The organism is Haoranjiania flava (assembly GCF_025631005.1).
Classification (GTDB): Bacteria; Bacteroidota; Bacteroidia; order Chitinophagales; family Chitinophagaceae; genus Haoranjiania; species Haoranjiania flava.
Map to the genome: position 1 here is coordinate 1 of NZ_JAOTPL010000029.1, position 19,789 is coordinate 19,789.

The window sequence follows — 19,789 nt, forward strand, 5'->3', positions numbered from 1 at the left end:
GAGTTTGTAAAATTATGCAGGGATAACGGCATAAAACCTGTTATAGGAACAGAGATCAGGAATGAGGACGAGCTATTGTATATATTAATTGCCGCCAACAACAACGGCCTGCATTGGATTCATGATTTTCTGTCTTTTCATCTCACAAATAAACATCCTTTTCCACCGTGTGACAACGTAGAATCATTTTTCGGGAACATTAAAGACGGCTATGCTATTTTCCCCTATAATACCAAGCCGCTTGCCGGTTTAAAGGAGAATGAATTTATCGGCATCAGAAACCGGGAGTTAAATGCGCTGGTTACCCTGATATTTTAAAGAACTTTTGAATTTTATCACAAAAGCCCTGAAACGTACTATCGCAACGCTTATTTTGTGATCCCGCTGGGACAGAATTCGAACTGTTTTTTGGAAGATTTGAGGAGGTGGAATCAGTTGAAAGACAGTCCATATCAATACGATTCAGAGGAATATGAGCATAAACCTACACAGCCGAAGAATACGAAGCAAGGTAGGAAATTAAAAACATAAAGGCTGATTTGCAAATTTCTTTTTGACGTTGTGCCGTATAACAAACAAATTCCTTCGTATCTATAATATTAGAGTTTATTAATATAGCCTCGTGCGATGATTAGGGGGATAGATGGAATTGCTATTATAAAAGACAGCCTTTTTCAAAGCGCATAAAAAACTTTTGGATAATTAGGTAGTATTTCATTTGTAAACATTAATCATTCATCCATTTTTTCATGTTTGCTTGTAAGCGTGCTTGCTCATCTACCGTCAAAAAGTTCAGCCGGCCATTAGGGTGGATTTTTATGTTTTTTATATGCGGATAAGTAGCCCACAAAAAATTTCTGAATAAATCATCGTCACCGCTTTCCGTTATTCGGTGGGTTTCTTCTGCCAATAGGAAAAGATTGTGCTCAAATTCTCTTCTGGTTTTTGGCGGAGGCATTCCATATTTACTCTTCTCCATTTTCTTTTGATTTTAATTCTTTTTGTTGCACCATATTGGCAACTGAATTTGCCATCAGCCTGGCCATTTCATCAACTGTATGAAGGTTAGCTCTTCGGTTAGGCGCTAATCTGGCATTTTTTATCCCTTTAATTGATTTGACGTTCGATCTGTTAATCATTACCTGGTCTCTTTCAAAACCTTCGGATAAAAAAAGCATGTTCCGTTCAAATTCTTTTCTACTGTTCGGCATCTTTTCTGTTTTTAAATTCTGGTCTGTCGAAATTTGCCAATGAATTAGCTAATAGTCGTGTTGATTCATCAATAGTCAGAAAATTGGTTCGTCTGTTCGGTAATTGTTTTGCGTTCAGCAAGCTATTGAGCATCCTCCGACTAGGCGGTAAATGAAATCTTCCTTTCTCAATACTCTCGGCTAAAATATCTATATGCCGTTCAAATTCTTTTCTGTTGCTTGGTGTAATCATCTTATTAACTCCTTTTGTTCAAACACATCAATGTACCTGGAATCGTAGCCAAAAGATATTTGCCAAATAAGCTTATACCCGGCTTTCAGCGTTTCGATCTTGGCTTTTGTTACGGTTGTATAATAACCTGTTTTTTCAGCAACCCCCTGTTCTCTATTATCCCAATTTCTTCCTTTACGCCAGTATACAGATTTAGTATTGTCTTTGAGATTTGGGATTAGAGTACCTAGAATTGTAGTCATTACAGCTGGTACCAACTCACTTCCGGTAACATTACCCGCATATTCACTCTTAATAAATAGCGGAATTATATCTTCTTCCTCATAAACACTATCAGGATAACCATTCGCCGGAAAAGTTGGCCAAGGATAAGAGTGACGTTTTGCAGAGAATTTTGCCATAGGGATAAGATAGGCTGTAAGCTCAATTTTTTCTTTACCGCTACGGCGAGATTCCGAATGCTGTGTAGCGTAATAGTTCAATGGAAGCTCATCATCAACTAATAGTTTGTCAAAATCAATATTTCCGGTTTCAAAAAAATATTTTACAGCATTTTCAAAACTTTCATTACTGCTATTAAACTGAGGTGCTAATTTGTTTTCAGGGAACGTAGGTTGATAAAACCGTAAGATATTAGCAACTTTCTCCCTGTCACTGAGTGTAGTGCAAGTGCACACAGCAACATTTAAAGCATATCTCAAAAGAGTATCAAAATCCGAAACAAGGGAGATGTCGTTATGATCATTAAAACTCCGATCAATATACCCACTTGCTTTCTGACTATCCTCAATAGATAATGGGGCGAATGTTTTTACCTGTCCCACCAATGTCTCAGCGAACTGTTTGGTCAGAATATTTAACTCATTAAGCTCGTATATGGGATCTCTTATCGGTTCCAAATATTCTTCTTCAAACACTATTTCACCTTTGCTCTTATTAGTTGCAGCAAAAGTTCGCTCCAAATTTGCAATCAACTCATCCAGATCAGCAATGCCATTATTTTTAAGCTCGATAAGAGATGCAAGAATGGCCTCCCTTATCATAAAGTGATTAAGCTTCAATAGCTCTTGTTCCTTTTCTTCTAAAACAGCTTTCAGGTTTTCGGCAAAACCATCAGGATTTACATTTGAGAGCTGATGAATTATAGCAGCGGAAAGTTCTTTTGAAATGTTATAGCCGTCAGTAAGTATTTCCCTCACTAGTGCTCGTAAAATAATGCCTGGGTTAATGAAGCCGAGCCAAACCAAGGTTTCAATAACTCGATTTTTTACAACTAATGAAGGATGGTTTAAAAACCAAATAAGGAATTTTAGTAAATGATCATCTTGCTCATCGATGTTTACTTTGTCGGCTCCTTTATTCAGCCACTCATACCGGTCGTAAAAATGCTGGTCAGTCCTCACCATCAAATTAATATGTTCCAGGACAGCTTCTAAGATCAACTGCTTTTCGTGCTCATCATTTATATTCCGAAGCAATGAAATAATTTGGTTGGCAATTACCCATTCTTCAAAATATGGCTCATTAATAATCAGTTGTTTTATGTCTCTGACAAATTCTTCAGAGTTATTGTACGTTTCAGCAAAAAGATTTCTTATGTCATTTATTTTATTGGAGTAGTTAATTGACCATATTCCATATTTTTCATTCTGAACTTTTTGCAATGCGTCGGCTATTACTTTTCTTGCACCGCTCTTATTTTCTGTATCAATTTTCCTCTGTGCCTCTTCTTTTGCAATAATCAGGTCGTCAAGAGCATCTTTCTCTTCTCGTTTAGAAGTTGAAGGTTTTCGTTCTTCTTCAGTTTCTTCTTTTGAGGGTTGAGTCGGTTGCATTCCAACCGCTTCCAAATACGGTTTCACCTTTTCAAAATTTGAAGTACTCAATTCGCTAAACAATTCTCGTAGATACTCATATCGAAATTCATCGCTTATTTCAGCAACCACAAACCGAGCCAGACGCTTAAATATTATGTCTAACTTTTCTGTATCATTGTTTTCCAAATGGTTCAGAATACCTGCCTGAATCTTTGCATAACCTCGAATATATCTATCATCCCCAAGCATAAACAATTCGCTAAGTCCCCAAACGATAAGGGAACCTGAATCTTTAATATTCCGCAACATGTCCATTACACCACTCTGCTCTTCAATTGCCCTGGCTCCCAATATATATCCCTCGCCTGTATAAGGCATATCAACCGTCCCCGACTCAGCATTAGCAATAATGGTTTGATGATCCGGAAGCAACAAATGTTTAAAGTATTCTATTGACTTGTTTAAAAACCCGACTTTGGCCAAATCGCCGACAAACTCTTCCTGCTGCTGTTTCACATATCGTTGGAATGTCATCTCGCCGGATGCATTATGAAGATGCGCTGCGAACTTCTGGAGGTAGGAAAGATTACCATCCTTAGGGACAATATTTGAAACAGCAGTATTTATAATTCCCAATTGAGCTTCTTTGTACCATGATGGCCCCATAGAGGTATCAATCATTTCCTTAAATGCTTGTCTAGCCTTATCCTCATTCTTTAAGAGCGCATACAATTCAACTAATCTCAACAAGTATTCATTTCTCTCCCATCTATTTTCTACAGTATTTACAACATGCTCTTCTAACACTTTTGCTACTTTGAAAGCAGACACTTCATGTTTGGCTTCCTTAGCTAATTCCCTGGCAATAACAAACAAGCTATCGGTATAACCTTCGGTGTATAGCCCAAGCTGATATGGCTTCTTATTGACTATTTGCTCAACAAAAACGGGAATATAATCGGGGAAAGCATCTATCAATAAATGAATCAGGCTTTTGTAGATGGCCGGGTAGATCAATTCAGGAAGGGCATAGCTTCTCTTCCAACTCATCCTATCTCTTAAGTCCGGAATTAATTTTTCAATTAGCGCGGTTAGTTTACTCTGAAGCTGTTTGATCTCTTCATTCCTGCCATCAATTTTATAACGCTTTACTTTTCCTGCCAGGAAGCATAAATGCTTAAAAACAGATTTTATACTTTCTTCCCAATTGGATAAGTACCCATATTCTGATAGTTCCGGATATTGGTCTACAGTATCAAAATACCCAAGACATTCTGCATTGAGTGTAAACCGATGTATGGATTGATGATTTAAATCAACGCCATTTTCTTTTCGCAAATCGAATTCCTCGGCACCTGGAAAGACATTCTTGTATAGATTCTCAACAAGATCAAGACTTTTTGATCTTCCCAATAAAATATAAAGCAAAAAGAAATGATAATCAGGATGAGTACCATACTTGTCAATCACATACTCTAGATCTTCTATCCAGGCAGGAATATTATCTTCTGTTTTAACAATGGGGCTTTTTTCTTGAAATTCTAATGCGTGGTATATGCTTATTGAGATAAAGCCACTTGACTTATCGTCAAATGTGAACTTGTCCTCAGTTTCCTTAGTAAATGGGGGTAGATTAAATCTCCAGATAAGATAGCCGCTATTGTAAGAACCTATATCATCTTTAAATTTATGTATAGCTTCTTTTGGATTACCACTTGCTTCAATCATTTTAATTGCCGTTTTCTTCAAGTGCCCAAACTCATGAAAAGCATTTTCAAAATCAGAGTTTGATGATAAGGTGACAGCGCTGAATTTTAATTGGATAAATCGATTGAAGGTATCAGTATCAAAGCCACTTTCTACTATATTTCTACACGTCTGACTAATTGTATTTAATAAGATTTCAGCTTCTTCATCTGCTCCATATTCATAAAATTTTTGCAAAAGGTATAATGCATCTCCATCAGCAGTGATTAGCGTTTTATTGCGTACAACGTACCTTATCGCTTCTTCCGGCTTACCCAAAGCCAATAAAGCATTTACAAGAAAAATGGCGTTTTCCTGAAAAAGTGTATTGTACCTAAAATTTACCCGCTGCGAAAGAAGCAATAAAGAAATGACTTTGTGTACTATCCCCAATTCGGCGGCAAGACCAATTACATTTTTTACGTCTACCAAAACAATATCAGGGTTAATACTGTTCAATGCACAGTCATCAATCCATGCCTGGTTGCATTCATCTAATGCGTTTATTTTGCTTTGCTCATCTCCATGTGCCAGGTGATACACTTTTTCAGACAGACTAAAATTTGTCTGAGGGTGTTTTTGAATGTAATCACTTATGTTTTTATGGACCTGTTCGTCTAATTCATTTGTCTTTTTATTTACAAAATCAGAAAAAGAGGTGTGGTAAATGCTTATCGCCTCATTGTCTCTTAACAAGTGTTCTATCTTCTTAAAACCTGACGGGAAACTGTGTTTGGTCGCCTCGGGTTGTATTTCTGATAAGGTTTTCTTATCTACCGGTACTCTTAACCTTGATAAAGTAGCTGCAAGCCAGATTTCTTCCGGGTGATCATTTATTTGCAGCCATAATTTGTTATAATAGTTTTCTATTTCTCCACCAATTACAGGAATGGAGCTAATCCAATCATCAATGGAAGGTATTTCTTCCATTCCTAAGATATACTTGGTCAAATACCTTAGATAAAGAGGATGCCCTTCTGATTTTTCTGCCAGTGCCGCTATTTGACCTGCATTTAGTCCTCTTTCTTTTACATGCTCCGAAAGGTATTTCTCTGCATTCTGAATTGAGAGTGGTGTGACCTTAATTTCTTTTGATGCATCAATTGTGGTCTGGATTACATTTGGTAATAACTCTTTTGATGTACATGAGAAAATCACCTTGATATGTGGAGGTAACTTAACAGGCAACACGGAGAGAAAGTTCTCTATTTGGGATTTGCTAACATCATCCAAACCGTCTATAATCAAAAAGGCTATTTTCCCTTGTTGTTGATAATGTAAGGATAACTGCTGTATCGCCTGATGAATTTCTATTATCCTGTCATTTAGTGTTTTTTCAGCTTTGGGTTTGGGTGGCGGACTATTATACAGGGTACGGTGACAAACTTCTTCTACCCATTTCATAAAGAAATCCGGTGTCGCCCTGATTTGTGTTGGAATTTCTTCGCTCTCTGGAACTTTTACAAAAAACCTATCGCTTATAATATGATTGCCATCCTCAAATTTCAATTGAGCAGCTATTGTAGTTTTGCCTGAACCCGGGCTGCCACTTACCAAAAAATAACTCCCGTCAATTTGCGCTGCAACTACATCATTTATTTCTTGCAACACTTCCTCATTGGGCGTAGTGTCTGATATATCACTTTCTATCGAATCTGGTATAGAATGCCCTTTATCGATAGTGACAATGATGTGGTGCTTGTTCAAAATCTCAGTAATACTACTGATACTTGTTGCACCGAGTGTTCCTACGGTATCATACCCAATAACTCCTACTACATGCCCATTCATTACCAACGGTGCACCTGACAATCCATCAAATTGTTCTATATTGCCGTATTGTTCACATTCTAAATCCACATCCCATTTTGTGCCTTCATTAGTCCGAGAGACATTGCCGGTATATCTTCCACCAGAGTTTACCCTTTGTGTCGGGAAACCATAGGTTTCCCAATTTTCATTGTAGGGGATTTCTATTTTTTTTAAAGCAAGACCTGGAATAATAGTTGCAGATTGATTTTTAAGTTCCAGTATGGCCACATCACGATCTGATATTCTTTCCAAAATTTCCGCCTCTACTTCCTCATCATTCAGATATAGCTTCACTGGTTGCCCTTCAGGCAAATTATGCTCAGATGTAAGTAAGATTTGTTTATCTCCTTCGGTGACAACAAAAAAGGCTGTACCTGACTTGTTTCCGCAAGTGACCTGCACAGTTGCTGTTTCTATTTGCTTTGGGTTTAATATTTTTTGGCTCATAATGTTAGTGTATAAGGCTGCTGATCTAGGTAGTGGATTGAGTAATTATATTTCTCCTTCCAATCTTTCCTATCAAAATATTTTGAATTAGCAGTGATATAATTAAAATATAGTTTTCTATGAAAACCTGACTTCCTGGTAATAATATGCACTATAGTTTCTTTGTCCGGATGACCATGCTTTTGGCCGTTAGTAGAGATAAGGTACTTTTCCGAATCAATTTTATGTAACAACTCACGGCTGATATTACCAAAGCTGCCATGATGGGACACTTTTATTAAATCGAAGATTATTGTGCCTTCATTTTGATATTCATTAAGGGATTGAACTATCAAACCAGGGTGCGCATCGGCAAGAAAAAGTATTTTTTTGTCTTGAACCTGTAAAACAAAGGCAATAGAGCTGCCATTTGTAGCCGTATTGTCTTCATCAAAAGGTATTTTTAATAATTCTTCAAGCGTTTCTTTTGTAGCTGAAATTGGCTTAGGAGCTATTTTAGCCTTCTCTATTTTCCATGACAAAAGCATCTCAAATGCGTCATCATATAGCTGCGCATTGCTTGAACTGAAATTAGCGCCATACCTTTTTAATTCATCAGTCCATAGATCTTTTAGCTTTCCTAACTTTTGCTTGTCAGGGGAAAGCAGGTAGATATTAGTACCAGGCTTTAGTTCAATTTCAGACCTTTGTTCAATACAAACAGCCTGATTATTAAAGTCGCTATTCCATGAATATTTTCCTTGTAGCAACAATGCGCCCACTGTTGTTCCTTGCTCTGCACTGATTCCTTTCTCTCCCTGTTTGCTTTCGCTTTGGGGATTTCCTCTTCGAATTATCTGTTGTAAAATTCGCCCTTGCTTTATATCTATTTCACCTTCCTTTTGCACACAGAGATGACGATATGTGTTATGCCAAACTTCTTTTATTGCTATAAACTTTTTGGCATTGTTATCTTTTAAAAACCTTATTGCTCCCTGAATATGGTCTGCGTCAATATGTGTCAGAATTAGTTTTTCAAGGGTTCCGCCGCTTTCACCAATTTTTATTAAATCATCTTTTAGATACTTTTGGAATGTATCAACGTAGCCGCAGTCAATGAGCAAATGCTTTTTCTCCGTTGTGATTTCCCAAAAACTTACCAGGAAACAATCGCCGTTTTTGGCTGGATATATTTTAATACTAACATTCATTTTACTCTTATCTAGATAAAGACTTTTCGCCACCAATACCAAATTGTTTTAGCAACCCTAAATTGAAAAACTTTTCAGCTATCTGATTTCGTAAAGAATCAGAAGGCACCGTAACCAAAAGCTTTTCACATCTATTAGCTATTAGTGTAGCTAACATAGTTTCTGTCTTACCTGTACCTGTAGGCATTACTACGGTTGCTGCATCTAAAGGAAGTTTCAGATGTCCCATTATCATATGTAATGCAGCAATCTGAGGTTGTCTTAATCCTGACTCGCTTCTATCTTCATCTTTATATAGAAAATCATTTTTCCATGATTGTATAATCTCATTGGATGAGTACTCTTTTAAAAGAGGGTGTTTCGCCCATCCCTTTATAACTATTTTACCTTCTTCAAACCGTTGTTTATTAGGGAGCATATTAGTAAAAAGAGCGTATTCAATTTCTTCGGGAATATATTCATCTTTGGTAGTGAGACAGATTTTATTTCCATTGTCTTCTACCAATAAGTAAAAGCGATTTTCCTGCAATACATTAAGTGGTATTGATCGCTTTGAGGCCAATAGTTGCTTTATAATATTTTTGCTTCCAGTTTTTTGATAGAGAGTTGACTCAAGAGAGGGTAAAGTTATTTTCATATATTACATCAAATTCATTCTCAAGATTATTATTAAAGGTGATTGAATTACAATTTACTAAGTAATAAATTGCAATTCACACAAATATAACCAAATAAAAGCTCTTTAGAGATGACGATTTCCAAGAAGTAAAGAAATTGACCAAAGGAAAGATTGAGGTTTTGGAACGTAGATTAAACGACTTGGCAGTAGTGGGAACGGAAATAAAAGATTTGGTAGCATCCACCTTAAAAAAGGTCGCAAACATTGATAGACGCTATGAAAACGGCGATATTGAGGAAAGAAGACTTATAGTGAGTTCGATGTTCCCCGATTTTTTGGAATTTGACGGAACACAACATCGAACTCCGAGACTAAATTCTGCGATTGCTCTTATTTATCAGAATAACAGTAAGTTACAAGGCAAAAAAAATGGGACAAGTCTTTCTTTTTTAGACTTGTCCCAAGAGGTGACCCTGTAGGGACTCGAACCCTAGACCCGCTGATTAAGAGTCAGCTGCTCTACCAACTGAGCTACAGAGTCAAAAGCGATGCAATTTACAGAAAAATATTTTTAGAATTTAATAAAATATTAATCCAATTAAACCGATTAACCCTTCTCATAATCTATATTTGTATAGAATCCTATTTGTATTACGAGCAAACCATAACAAAATTGACTGAATTAATTATAGATCTTAACACGGTAAATCCTATCGAGTTTTTCGGAGTTAACAACAAAAAGCTGGACATTCTAAAAAAACGGTTCCCACTACTGAAAATATTATCCCGCGGTACACAGCTAAAACTCAGCGGCTCGGCCGAGCAGATAAAGCTTGCCAAGGAAAAAATAGAACTTATTATCCAATATATGGAGCGAACCGGCGATATGAGCGAACATTACATGGAAAGAATTCTTGGTACGGACGAGACAGAAGTGGCGGATAATTTTATAGATAAAAACCCAAACGATATTCTCGTTTTCGGCCCCAATGGCAAGACCATTAAAGCACGTACCGCTAACCAGAAAAAAATGGCCAGGGAAGCTTCTGAAAACGATATTGTTTTTGCTGTAGGTCCTGCCGGTACCGGTAAAACCTACACGGCTGTTGCCTTAGCGGTCAGGGCGCTAAAAAATAAAACCGTGAAAAAAATTATTCTTACCCGCCCTGCGGTGGAAGCAGGCGAGAGCCTCGGCTTTCTTCCGGGCGACCTGAAGGAAAAGATAGATCCGTACCTGCGCCCACTGTATGATGCGCTGGACGATATGATCCCTGCCGATAAACTTAACTACTACATGACCACACGGGTGATAGAGATAGCCCCGCTGGCCTACATGCGCGGCCGCACGCTGGACAATGCTTTCATCATACTTGACGAGGCGCAGAACACCAATGACCTGCAGCTGAAAATGTTCCTGACACGTATCGGTGCCAATGCCAAGGCCATTATTACAGGCGATCCTACCCAGGTAGACCTTCCTAAAAACCAGAGAAGCGGGCTGGATAAAGCCATGCGCATCTTAAGAAACATACCCGGTATCTCTCACGTGGAATTAGATGAGGAAGATGTGGTGCGCCACAGGCTGGTTAAGCAGATCATTAAAGCTTACGATAAAGCACATATACAGGAAGAGCAGCAGGAAAAAGAATACCAGGAAAAAAAGAGAGCTCAATACAGCAAACGCGATAGCGGGCAATAGTTTTACTAAAAATCTTTTCTGGAGTGATAATTTTCAGAAGCATTATGCCGTTGCATACCCTGTTATTGTAGAATCATAAAAAAACAAGAAATGAAGAAAATATTATTGGCAGCTTTATTATTTGCCGGCCTGGCTGCCTGTAAAAACGGAGGCGGCAACGCAGAAATTGAAAATGCCTTAAAAGGTTTTTTTGATGGCATGTATGCACGCGACTTTCAGCAGGCACGCGCTAATGCTACGCAGGAAAGCGAAGAAGTTATCAGCCTGCTGGAATCACTGGCGCAGGATACAGATGAGCAGGAGAAATCTGAGAAACCCTCCATTGATATTAAAGAGGTAGTGATAGAACAGGATACTACGGCAACCGCCATGGTGCATGCTTCGGGGCAACCCAATACTGTGAAGATGAGCCTGCGAAAAAGAGCTGGCAAGTGGCTGGTAGCCTTTGATCTGCGTTCGCTGGCCATTATGATGGGGCAGGACCCCGATGCAGCTGAGCAGGAGATGGTGATGCCGCCCGCCGCTGATGATCCCCTGGAGACAGACAGCGCCGTTTCCCATGATTTAAATTTACCGCGCGAAAAAAAGAACCGCCCGCCGCTGATTATGTCAGACACTGCTACTTAAAACTTTCTCAGCTAATAAGTTTTATGAATGGCTGATTGAATGAATTGCAACAGTAAAAAATGCCGGCAGAGAATTTATCCGCCGGCATTTTTATACATGGTTTGTTTAAAACAATCCTTCAATACTCAGGTATCTCTCGCCTGTATCGTAAGAGAAAGTAAGTACTTTGCTGCCTTCGGGAATTTCAGGAAGCTTTTTTGCCACTGCTGCCAGTGATGCACCCGAAGATATTCCTACGAATAAGCCTTCTTCCCTTGCCGCTCTTCTGGCATAGTCAACAGCGCTGTCTTTGGAAATGGTGATGGCGCCGTCAATAGATTCGGTGTGCAGGTTTTTGGGAATAAATCCTGCTGCAAGGCCTTGTATAGCATGCGGGCCGGGGCTTCCGCCGCTGATCACAGGAGATTCTTCCGGCTCTACGGCAAACACTTTCAGGTCAGGGAACTTCTCTTTCAATACTTCAGCTACAGCGGTGATGTGGCCACCTGTGCCCACGCCCGTGATCACATAGTCGAGCCCGTCAGGGAAATCTGCCAGCACTTCTGCTGCAGTGGTTGCCTTGTGTGCCTGTACGTTGGCATCATTTTCAAATTGCTGTGGTATCCAGGAACCGGGCGTTTCTGCGTGCAGTTCCTGCGCTTTTTCAATGGCGCCTTTCATGCCTTTTTCGCGGGGCGTAAGTACGAACTCTGCACCGTACACCTGCATAAGCCTTCTTCTTTCCAGCGACATGGATTCAGGCATTACCAGTATCAGCTTATAGCCCTTTACAGCCGCTACCATGGCCAGCCCGATGCCTGTGTTGCCGGAAGTAGGTTCAATGATCACGCTGCCTTCTTTTAAAATACCTCTTTTTTCGGCATCTTCAATCATACCCAATGCAATGCGGTCTTTGATGCTGCCGCCGGGGTTAGCCTTTTCAATTTTTACGTACACATGGTGCCTGTCGCTAAAGAGACGGTTTAGTTTTATCACCGGCGTGTTGCCGATTGTTTCTGTGATGTTCTGATATATCATAACAGTTTGTTTTGTTTTTTATATAATAAAATTGATTACGTTATTGTCGTTGCTTTTGCGGTCTTTCACCGTGATGTTGTTGGTATGAAATACAATGGAGTAGGGATTCACACTTTCAGTGAGGAATACGTTGCCCCCGATCACGCTGTTGTTGCCCACAACAGTATCGCCTCCGAGTATTGTAGCATTAGCGTATATGATCACGTTGTCTTCAATGGTCGGGTGGCGTTTTTTATCTGCCAGTGATTTGGTTACCTGTAATGCACCTAATGTTACGCCCTGGTAAACTTTTACGTGTTTACCTATTTCGCAGGTCTCCCCGATAACAATACCTGTGCCGTGATCAATAAAAAAAGGTACGCCGATCTTTGCTTCCGGATGAATATCAATACCCGTTTTCTGATGTGCGTATTCACTGAGTATCCTGGGAATGAGCGGCACACCCATCCTCGCTATTTTGTTGGCCACGCGGTAAACACTGATGGCATAAAAGCCGGGGTAAGTGTTGATCACCTCTGTGAGGCAATTGGCTGCAGGATCATGGTTGTAGATCTCGCGTGCGTCTTCATTGAGCGCCAGGTAAATTTCGGTGAGCGCCTGGTAAAAATCTTCTGTATGCGCTTTTGCCTTTGCACCATCCTTGGTGACTTTTTCGAGAATAAAAACGAACAGGTTCTGGTTTTTGGTCAATAATCTTTCCACCTCATCTTTGCGTAACAAATAGGTCGGGAAAAAAATCGCGAACAAATCTTCAAACCATTTTATCAATACGTCTCTTGATGGCAGAAATTCATATTCGTCTTTGTGATTGCTGTAAAGTAAATCTATTAACGCTGTATTTTTCATTTTTACTAATTAACCTGAAGTTGCTGATTCTTTAAAACTACCTATTCTCTAAAACGCAACCTAAACTTCAAGTTGAATTTTTATTTTAAGAGTACAATGATAAACAAAAAATATATAGTACACCATTTTGGTAGACTATTTTATTTAAAAAAAAATTCCGTTTTATTAAAAAACACGCTAGAATACTAAAAAAGAACATTTTAAAAGTTAATTTTGAGCACTTTCAAATGTAAATATTTCTAATGAGACCTATCCAGGATTATTATCCCCATCTCTGTAACAAACAAAACATAGTGATCACCATGCATCAGAAACCCGACGGCGATGCAATGGGTTCTACTTTGGGTTTATATCATTTTCTGGCAAACCTGGGGCACAACGTCAGCGTAATTTCTCCAACAAACTGGGCTGCTTTTCTCGATTGGATGCCCGGCGCATCTGCTGTATTGGACTATGAAAAAGATAAAGCTGCCGCAGATAAATTAATTGATAACGCCAATACCATTTTTTGTCTTGATTTTAATGTGATGTACCGTACCAAAAACATGGAACAGCCTCTAATGGACGCTACCTGTACCAAGATATTGATTGACCACCACAGGCAGCCACAGGAGGAAGTATTTACGTACGGCATCAGCAATATCTATAAAAGTTCTACCTGCGAAATGGTGTATGACTTTATCATTGAAAGCGGGTATGCATCGCTGCTTGACAGGAATATTGCCACTTGCCTGTATACGGGAATAATGACAGATACAGGTTCATTTCGTTTCCCTTCTACCACGGCTTCCGTGCACCTGGCAGTAGCGCATTTCAAAGAATTGGGCATTGACCACACTGCCATACATGAAAATGTTTTTGACAGCTTCCTGGAAAATCGCCTGAAGTTTTTGGGCAATAGCCTGATGAACCGCATGGAAGTTTTATACGAGTACAACACGGCCATAATGGTTATACCAAAAAGCGACCTTGTGAAATTCAATACCAAAACCGGGGATACGGAAGGTTTTGTCAACTACCTGCTTTCCATTGATGGTATCAGGTTTGCAGCGCTGGTTATAGATCGCACGGAAGAGCGTAAGTGGAGCTTCAGAAGTAAAGGCAATTTTGATGTAAACAATTTTGCACGCATGCATTTCAGCGGCGGCGGTCATAAAAACGCAGCCGGCGGCAGCACTTACGATTCTTTGGAAACAACGGTACAGAGGTTTAAAGAAATTTTGCCCGGTTATCAAAACGAATTATCAAATTTATAATGTCATTTCATTTTAATTAATTACTTTCGCTCAAATTTTTGCAGCTGCGGTTACAGCTGTAGTTATAAAAAAGAATAAATATATACACATGCAATAACCATAAGCAAGGTTGCATACCAACCGCGAATGAATAAAAAGCTATTCCATGTGACCAAAAAAAGATATAAAATATATATACACATGAACAGAATATTTTTTGCCCTGGTGGCATTAGTAATGGTTACACTCATTTCCTGTAACGCCAACTACAAAAAAAGCAAGTCCGGCATGGAATACAAAGTATTCTCCGGTAAAGCATCAGGCGTTTCTAAAGACGCTATGGGCAAAGAGATGAAACCCGGCAACATTGTAAAATTCAATTTCTCGTTTTCAGTAGCAAGAAAAGGCAAGGCCGATACCATATTGAACAATACGTACGAAATGATGCCCCAATATGCCCCTTACGATACTTCAGCCCAGATAATGCTTACGCCGATCGAGCCATTGCTTTACACTAAAGTGGGTGACAGCGTTGAGTTCAGGATCAGTGTAGACAGCCTGATTGCTAAGCAAATGATCCCTGAGAATGAGATCTATGCAAAGGGCGCTACCATCAAAGGAAAACTAAGCGTACTGGATGTATTCACTACCGAAGATCTTGCCAAAGCTGATTTTGAAAAAGAAGCCAAAGCATTCGAAGCAAGGGAAGAAGCCAGGAAAAAAGTAGCTATTGTAGAAGAATCAAAAGCAATTGAAAAATACCTGAAACAAAAAAACATTACTGCTACCAAGACAGCTATGGGCACTTATGTGCTGATTGAGAACCCGGGTACAGGCCAAAAGCTTGATTCAGGAAAAGTGGCTGTTGTAAAATACAAAGGCTACACAATGGATGGTAAAGTGTTTGATTCAAACATGGATACTACAAGACCTAACCGTGGCGCGCCACTCGAAGTGTTGATCGGCGCACAGCAATCTATACCCGGTTTTGAAGACGGCCTTACACAATTTACTAAAGGCGCTAAAGGAAAAATATTTATTCCTGCTTCTTTAGGCTATGGCAACAGGGCAATGCCTGAATTACCGGCTAACTCAAACCTTATTTTCGACATTGAAGTTACAGACGTAAAGAATGCGCCTGCACAAGCGGCACAGCCTCAACTAACACCAGAGCAAATGCAGGAATTGCAAAAACAATTGCAACAGCAGGGCGGCGCAGCGCCTCAGTCTTCTACCCAACCAGGGCATGAAGGGCACAACCACCCGTAAAATATAAAAATTATTATAACCGGCTGATTCTAAACAGAGTCAGCCGTTTTTTTGTGATAATAAATTTATGGGTTGCGTCCCCGATACAAAAAATTGCATTACTTTTGTGTACATTAAAAGCATGGCTACAACTTTTCAAAAACGGTTTTTTAAAGTATCATCAATACCTTTTGCAGCATCAGCTTCCCGGAAGTCAGGCAACGGTAAGATATGTGTCCATGCCTTTAATACTAACCCTGACACCATCGTTACGAACGGTATTGCACCAGACAATCTTCTTCCTGCTAAAATGTATGTATTCCCGGAAACTGGCCACTTGGGCAAACAGTAAGCTGTGCATATAGTTTAAGGAGTAGAAGATGCAATTGGCCGTGAATCCCGGCAGTACAGGGCAGCGCAATTAGAAATTACATGTATCACCACAGGTGATCCTGTAAATTATTATTCGGAGAAATATTGTTGTATAAAAAATAAATTACATAAACACGATATTCTTATCAAACAAAAATTATTATGTCTTTAATTAAAAGTATTTCAGGTATCAGAGGCACAATTGGCGGCAACCCAGGCGATAATCTTACCCCTTTGGATATTGTAAAGTTTACTGCGGCTTATGCGGTATGGCTAAAATCTCAATCAGCAAATAACAATAAAGTGGTTGTGGGCAGAGACGGGCGAATGAGTGGTGAAATGGTACAAAACATTGTGGTGAGCACACTGTCTTCCATGGGCATTGATGTGCTGAATGTTGGCTTAAGCACTACGCCCACCGTAGAAATGGCTGTAGTATTCGAACAGGCAGCGGGCGGCATTATTCTTACAGCAAGCCACAACCCGAAGGAATGGAATGCTTTAAAACTGCTCAACGGTCAAGGAGAATTTATCAGCGGCGAAGCCGGCAAAAAAATACTGGAAATAGCAGAAAAAGAAGATTTTGATTTTGTGGGCGTGGATAAACTGGGCAAAATCACCTACAAGGATGATGCACTTACCATGCATATAGATGCTATCTTAAATTATCCGCTGGTAAATGCAGAAGCTATTGCAGCCAAAGGTTTCCGCGTTGTTGTAGATGCCATTAACAGCAGCGGCGCTATTGCCGTGCCTGAATTGTTGCTAAAGCTGGGTTTGAAGCAGGAAAATATTATCGTTCTTAATGAAAAGATCACCGGCAACTTTGCTCACAACCCCGAGCCGCTTCCACAACACCTTACCGGTCTTTGCAGTGAAGTGGTAAAGCAGAAAGCACACCTGGGAATAGCTGTAGACCCTGATGTAGACAGGCTTTGTTTTGTATGTGAAGACGGCAGCCTGTTCGGTGAGGAATACACACTGGTGGCTGTGGCAGACTATGTGCTGAAACACAGGAAAGGAAATACGGTGAGCAACCTTTCATCTACAAGAGCCTTGCGCGATGTGACGGAACAACATGGCGGAAGCTATATGCCAAGCGCTGTTGGTGAAGTAAATGTAGTGAATAAAATGAAAGAAACCAATGCGGTTATCGGAGGCGAAGGCAATGGCGGCGTGATAGTGCCCGACCTGCATAACGGCAGGGATGCGTTGATAGGCATTGCACTGTTCCTTTCTTTCTTAGCCGAAGAAAACATATCTGTAAAAAAATTAAAATCAAGGTATCCCAGCTACTTCATCAGCAAAAACAAGATCACGCTGGAAAAAGGTACGGATGTAAATACCATTTTTGAAAAAATAAAATCCAAGTATAAAAATAACCCGATAAACACGGAAGATGGCTTGAAGATTGAGTTTGACAAGGATTGGGTGCACCTGCGCACCAGCAACACCGAACCGATTATCAGGATATATTCTGAAAGTAATTTTGAAACTACCGCAGAAAATATTGCCAAGCGCATCATGGGCGATATCAAAGAACTGCTGTAGAAGTTAAAATAATTTTCCACGAAGAGGCTGTTTTTTCAAGCCTCTTTTTTTTGGCACTTTATTGAAAAGTGGCTGGAAATCATAAGTTTAACAAAAGTATAATTAATAGAGCTATCAATTGGTTGCATTCTTGAGATTTACTATTTAACACAATTAAAAACTTAAAACTATGGCAAAGCAAACTACAAAAACAAAAGCTACAACTAAAGCAGGGAATAGCTCTGTAATGGAAAATTCAGAATTTCATAAATTTTTTATTGATGAGCTAAAAGATATTTACTGGGCAGAAAACAATCTGTTGAAAGCATTAGTAAAAATGCGCAAAGCATCTACCAGCAAGCAATTGGCAGCTTCTTTTGAAAAGCATCACGGTGAAACACAGGTGCAGCTCGACCGTTTAAAACAGATATTTGAATTGCTTGGTAAAAAACCTGTTGGTAAAAAATGTGAAGCGATGGCAGGGATTATAGAAGAAGGCAAGGGCGTGATAGAAGATACCGAGGGCGATACCATGACAAGGGATGCAGGCTTGATACTGGCTGCACAAAAAGCAGAGCATTATGAAATTGCTACTTATGGCACCCTCCGTGTATTTGCGCAGCACATGGGCCACACGGAAGTATATGACCTGCTTACTCAAACTTTGGACGAAGAAAAAAATTGCGACGTTACTTTAACTGAACTTGCAGAAAGTTTTATCAATGAGCAGGCAGCAGAAGAGTAGGTCAATACCAGCATATAGATTTTCCAACAAACCGTACAATGAATCTTGTGCGGTTTTTTTTATTGCCGCATAATTTATTGAATTAAATTTGCGCACGGATAATATTAATTTAAGTAATATACTTTTACATTCTTAAGTATGCAACTATTTTAAAATCTACAATCATAAGCATAAGGTTAGTTATATGAACAACAGGATATATTTTGATAATGCAGCAACTACGTATATGGATCCCAAAGTATTGGAAGCTATGATGCCCTATCTTACAGAGCGCTTTGGCAATCCGTCTTCAATCTACAGTTATGGCCGCGAAACCAGGCTTGCTGTTGAGAATGCAAGGAAAACAGTTGCCAAACTGTTGAATGCACATCCTGCTGAAATATTTTTTACCAGCGGTGGCACCGAAAGCGATAATACGGCCATCGCGGCGGCCGTTCGCGATCTTGGCTGCAAGCGTATTATTTCTTCTGCAATAGAGCACCATGCCGTTGAGCACACCATTGACTTTTTCAAGTGCAGTAACGATGTGGAAGTAGATTATGTGGAGGTACTGCCCGACGGGCATATAGATATGCAGCATCTTGAAAAGTTGTTGCAGGACGCTAAAGAAAAAACACTGGTATCGCTCATGCATGCCAATAATGAGATCGGTAACCTGCTTGATATAGATGCGGTAGGCAACCTGTGTAAAAAATACAATGCTTATTTTCATGCCGATACAGTACAGACAGTAGGGCATTATCCGCTGAACCTGCGAGCGACCCCTGTGCACTTCATTACAGGCGCTGCGCACAAGTTTCACGGGCCTAAGGGTGTGGGCATATTATACATTAATGAAAATGTAAAGATCAACCCGCTGATAAAGGGCGGCTCTCAGGAAAGGAATATGCGCGCCGGCACAGAGAATATTTACGGCATTGTAGGCTTTGCTAAAGCGCTGGAGATTGCTATGGCAGATTATGAAACCGACAGCAAAAAAATCCTTGGCATAAAAAACTATATGGCTGCGCAACTGAAGCAGCATATACCGGAAATAACTTTTAACGGGGATACTTTCGGCAATAGCTTGTATACTGTGCTGAATGTATCTTTCCCCAAAACAGAAAGATCAGAGATGATCCTGTTCAACCTGGATATCAACAACATCTGTGTTTCAGGGGGCAGCGCCTGTACAAGCGGCGCCAATCAAGGTTCTCATGTGATCAGGGTCATCAACAAAAATCCTAACCAAATACCCATACGCTTTTCTTTTTCTAAATACAATACGCACGAAGAAGTGGATATTGTAGTGCAGAAACTAAAGGAATTGTTGTAGCGTTTGAAAATTTATAGAAGGCAGAACTTTGAGGCAATTAAGATGTTATTTATAAGATTCCGGAGGAATCTAATCTGTGTA

18 protein-coding genes and 1 tRNA gene are annotated in these 19,789 nt (G+C 39.7%); 10 read left to right on the forward strand and 9 right to left on the reverse strand.

The window, feature by feature from the left end:
- Window positions 1–318, forward strand: a 318-nt coding sequence (locus tag OD355_RS12990) for a hypothetical protein (protein ID WP_263038923.1), incomplete at its 5' end; no start/stop codon positions are given.
- Between the two features lie 409 nt (window positions 319–727).
- On the opposite strand, the gene OD355_RS12995 is transcribed toward OD355_RS12990, so the two are convergent.
- Genes OD355_RS12995 through OD355_RS13015 form a run of 6 tightly spaced genes read right to left on the reverse strand, consistent with a single transcriptional unit; the run spans window position 728 to window position 9,092 of the window.
- Entirely contained in the window at window positions 728–979 is a 252-nt protein-coding gene (locus OD355_RS12995) for a hypothetical protein (protein WP_218962648.1), read from the reverse strand.
- The gene (avs1c, locus tag OD355_RS13000) at window positions 966–1,211 is read right to left on the reverse strand and encodes an AVAST type 1 anti-phage system protein Avs1c (protein WP_263038924.1); all 246 of its coding nucleotides are present in this window, start codon (window positions 1,209–1,211) and stop codon (window positions 966–968) included. The genes OD355_RS12995 and avs1c (OD355_RS13000) overlap by 14 nt, the downstream gene beginning before the upstream one ends.
- Entirely contained in the window at window positions 1,198–1,443 is a 246-nt protein-coding gene (avs1c, locus tag OD355_RS13975; RefSeq protein ID WP_099372144.1) for an AVAST type 1 anti-phage system protein Avs1c, read from the reverse strand. The genes avs1c (OD355_RS13000) and avs1c (OD355_RS13975) overlap by 14 nt, the downstream gene beginning before the upstream one ends.
- Window positions 1,440–7,265 carry a serine protease gene (locus OD355_RS13005; protein WP_263038925.1) on the reverse strand — a complete coding sequence of 1,942 codons (5,826 nt, stop codon included), beginning with the start codon at window positions 7,263–7,265 and terminating at the stop codon, window positions 1,440–1,442. Before OD355_RS13005 ends, avs1c (OD355_RS13975) begins: the two co-directional genes overlap by 4 nt.
- Window positions 7,262–8,455 (reverse strand): AVAST type 1 anti-phage system MBL fold metallo-hydrolase Avs1a, encoded by a 1,194-nt coding sequence (avs1a, locus tag OD355_RS13010; RefSeq protein ID WP_263038926.1) that lies wholly within the window; start codon window positions 8,453–8,455, stop codon window positions 7,262–7,264. Before avs1a ends, OD355_RS13005 begins: the two co-directional genes overlap by 4 nt.
- Before the next feature lie 7 nt (window positions 8,456–8,462).
- Window positions 8,463–9,092 (reverse strand): DEAD/DEAH box helicase family protein, encoded by a 630-nt coding sequence (locus OD355_RS13015; protein ID WP_263038927.1) that lies wholly within the window; start codon window positions 9,090–9,092, stop codon window positions 8,463–8,465.
- A gap of 161 nt (window positions 9,093–9,253) precedes the next feature.
- Between OD355_RS13015 and OD355_RS13020 the strand changes: the two genes are divergently transcribed.
- Window positions 9,254–9,553 carry a hypothetical protein gene (locus tag OD355_RS13020; RefSeq protein ID WP_263038928.1) on the forward strand — a complete coding sequence of 100 codons (300 nt, stop codon included), beginning with the start codon at window positions 9,254–9,256 and terminating at the stop codon, window positions 9,551–9,553.
- Here OD355_RS13020 and OD355_RS13025 read toward each other — a convergent pair.
- Window positions 9,543–9,615: transfer RNA gene (locus OD355_RS13025), tRNA-Lys, on the reverse strand. The genes OD355_RS13020 and OD355_RS13025 overlap by 11 nt on opposite strands.
- Before the next feature lie 132 nt (window positions 9,616–9,747).
- Between OD355_RS13025 and OD355_RS13030 the strand changes: the two genes are divergently transcribed.
- Together OD355_RS13030 and OD355_RS13035 are read left to right on the forward strand one after the other, a co-directional pair.
- Window positions 9,748–10,773 (forward strand): PhoH family protein, encoded by a 1,026-nt coding sequence (locus OD355_RS13030; protein ID WP_263038929.1) that lies wholly within the window; start codon window positions 9,748–9,750, stop codon window positions 10,771–10,773.
- A gap of 90 nt (window positions 10,774–10,863) precedes the next feature.
- Window positions 10,864–11,400 (forward strand): hypothetical protein, encoded by a 537-nt coding sequence (locus tag OD355_RS13035; RefSeq protein WP_263038930.1) that lies wholly within the window; start codon window positions 10,864–10,866, stop codon window positions 11,398–11,400.
- A gap of 105 nt (window positions 11,401–11,505) precedes the next feature.
- Here the strand turns inward: OD355_RS13035 and cysK are convergent, their stop codons facing one another.
- Together cysK and OD355_RS13045 are read right to left on the reverse strand one after the other, a co-directional pair.
- A complete protein-coding gene (gene cysK, locus OD355_RS13040) occupies window positions 11,506–12,417 on the reverse strand; it encodes a cysteine synthase A (RefSeq protein WP_263038931.1) in 912 nt (303 codons plus the stop codon).
- An 18-nt stretch (window positions 12,418–12,435) separates the two neighbouring features.
- The gene (locus OD355_RS13045; RefSeq protein ID WP_263038932.1) at window positions 12,436–13,263 is read right to left on the reverse strand and encodes a serine O-acetyltransferase; all 828 of its coding nucleotides are present in this window, start codon (window positions 13,261–13,263) and stop codon (window positions 12,436–12,438) included.
- A gap of 242 nt (window positions 13,264–13,505) precedes the next feature.
- On the opposite strand from OD355_RS13045, the gene OD355_RS13050 reads away from it, so the two are divergent.
- The 6 genes from OD355_RS13050 (at window position 13,506) to OD355_RS13075 (ending at window position 19,708) form a co-directional block, all read left to right on the forward strand.
- On the forward strand, window positions 13,506–14,519 hold the full coding sequence (locus tag OD355_RS13050; RefSeq protein WP_263038933.1) for a DHH family phosphoesterase: 1,014 nt from the start codon (window positions 13,506–13,508) through the stop codon (window positions 14,517–14,519).
- A gap of 180 nt (window positions 14,520–14,699) precedes the next feature.
- Complete coding sequence (locus tag OD355_RS13055; RefSeq protein WP_263038934.1) at window positions 14,700–15,767, forward strand: FKBP-type peptidyl-prolyl cis-trans isomerase; 1,068 nt, start codon at window positions 14,700–14,702, stop codon at window positions 15,765–15,767.
- Between the two features lie 121 nt (window positions 15,768–15,888).
- Window positions 15,889–16,098 carry a hypothetical protein gene (locus OD355_RS13060; RefSeq protein WP_263038935.1) on the forward strand — a complete coding sequence of 70 codons (210 nt, stop codon included), beginning with the start codon at window positions 15,889–15,891 and terminating at the stop codon, window positions 16,096–16,098.
- A gap of 182 nt (window positions 16,099–16,280) precedes the next feature.
- A complete protein-coding gene (gene glmM / locus OD355_RS13065) occupies window positions 16,281–17,669 on the forward strand; it encodes a phosphoglucosamine mutase (RefSeq protein WP_263038936.1) in 1,389 nt (462 codons plus the stop codon).
- Window positions 17,670–17,838: 169 nt separating this feature from the next.
- Window positions 17,839–18,393, forward strand: a complete 555-nt coding sequence (locus OD355_RS13070; RefSeq protein ID WP_263038937.1) for a YciE/YciF ferroxidase family protein — start codon at window positions 17,839–17,841, stop codon at window positions 18,391–18,393.
- Window positions 18,394–18,577: 184 nt separating this feature from the next.
- A complete protein-coding gene (locus tag OD355_RS13075) occupies window positions 18,578–19,708 on the forward strand; it encodes a cysteine desulfurase family protein (RefSeq protein ID WP_263038938.1) in 1,131 nt (376 codons plus the stop codon).
- The last annotated feature ends 81 nt before the right edge of the window (window positions 19,709–19,789 follow it).

What these genes read in the sequence shown, in the direction of transcription:
- OD355_RS12995 (WP_218962648.1), bottom strand. Translation starts at nt 979, where the DNA reads ATGGAGAAGAGTAAATATGGAATGCCTCCGCCAAAAACCAGAAGAGAA.
- avs1c (WP_263038924.1), bottom strand. Translation starts at nt 1,211, where the DNA reads ATGCCGAACAGTAGAAAAGAATTTGAACGGAACATGCTTTTTTTATCC.
- avs1c (WP_099372144.1), bottom strand. Translation starts at nt 1,443, where the DNA reads ATGATTACACCAAGCAACAGAAAAGAATTTGAACGGCATATAGATATT.
- OD355_RS13005 (WP_263038925.1), bottom strand. Translation starts at nt 7,265, where the DNA reads ATGAGCCAAAAAATATTAAACCCAAAGCAAATAGAAACAGCAACTGTG.
- avs1a (WP_263038926.1), bottom strand. Translation starts at nt 8,455, where the DNA reads ATGAATGTTAGTATTAAAATATATCCAGCCAAAAACGGCGATTGTTTC.
- OD355_RS13015 (WP_263038927.1), bottom strand. Translation starts at nt 9,092, where the DNA reads ATGAAAATAACTTTACCCTCTCTTGAGTCAACTCTCTATCAAAAAACT.
- OD355_RS13035 (WP_263038930.1), top strand. Translation starts at nt 10,864, where the DNA reads ATGAAGAAAATATTATTGGCAGCTTTATTATTTGCCGGCCTGGCTGCC.
- cysK (WP_263038931.1), bottom strand. Translation starts at nt 12,417, where the DNA reads ATGATATATCAGAACATCACAGAAACAATCGGCAACACGCCGGTGATA.
- OD355_RS13045 (WP_263038932.1), bottom strand. Translation starts at nt 13,263, where the DNA reads ATGAAAAATACAGCGTTAATAGATTTACTTTACAGCAATCACAAAGAC.
- OD355_RS13050 (WP_263038933.1), top strand. Translation starts at nt 13,506, where the DNA reads ATGAGACCTATCCAGGATTATTATCCCCATCTCTGTAACAAACAAAAC.
- OD355_RS13055 (WP_263038934.1), top strand. Translation starts at nt 14,700, where the DNA reads ATGAACAGAATATTTTTTGCCCTGGTGGCATTAGTAATGGTTACACTC.
- OD355_RS13060 (WP_263038935.1), top strand. Translation starts at nt 15,889, where the DNA reads ATGGCTACAACTTTTCAAAAACGGTTTTTTAAAGTATCATCAATACCT.
- glmM (WP_263038936.1), top strand. Translation starts at nt 16,281, where the DNA reads ATGTCTTTAATTAAAAGTATTTCAGGTATCAGAGGCACAATTGGCGGC.
- OD355_RS13070 (WP_263038937.1), top strand. Translation starts at nt 17,839, where the DNA reads ATGGCAAAGCAAACTACAAAAACAAAAGCTACAACTAAAGCAGGGAAT.
- OD355_RS13075 (WP_263038938.1), top strand. Translation starts at nt 18,578, where the DNA reads ATGAACAACAGGATATATTTTGATAATGCAGCAACTACGTATATGGAT.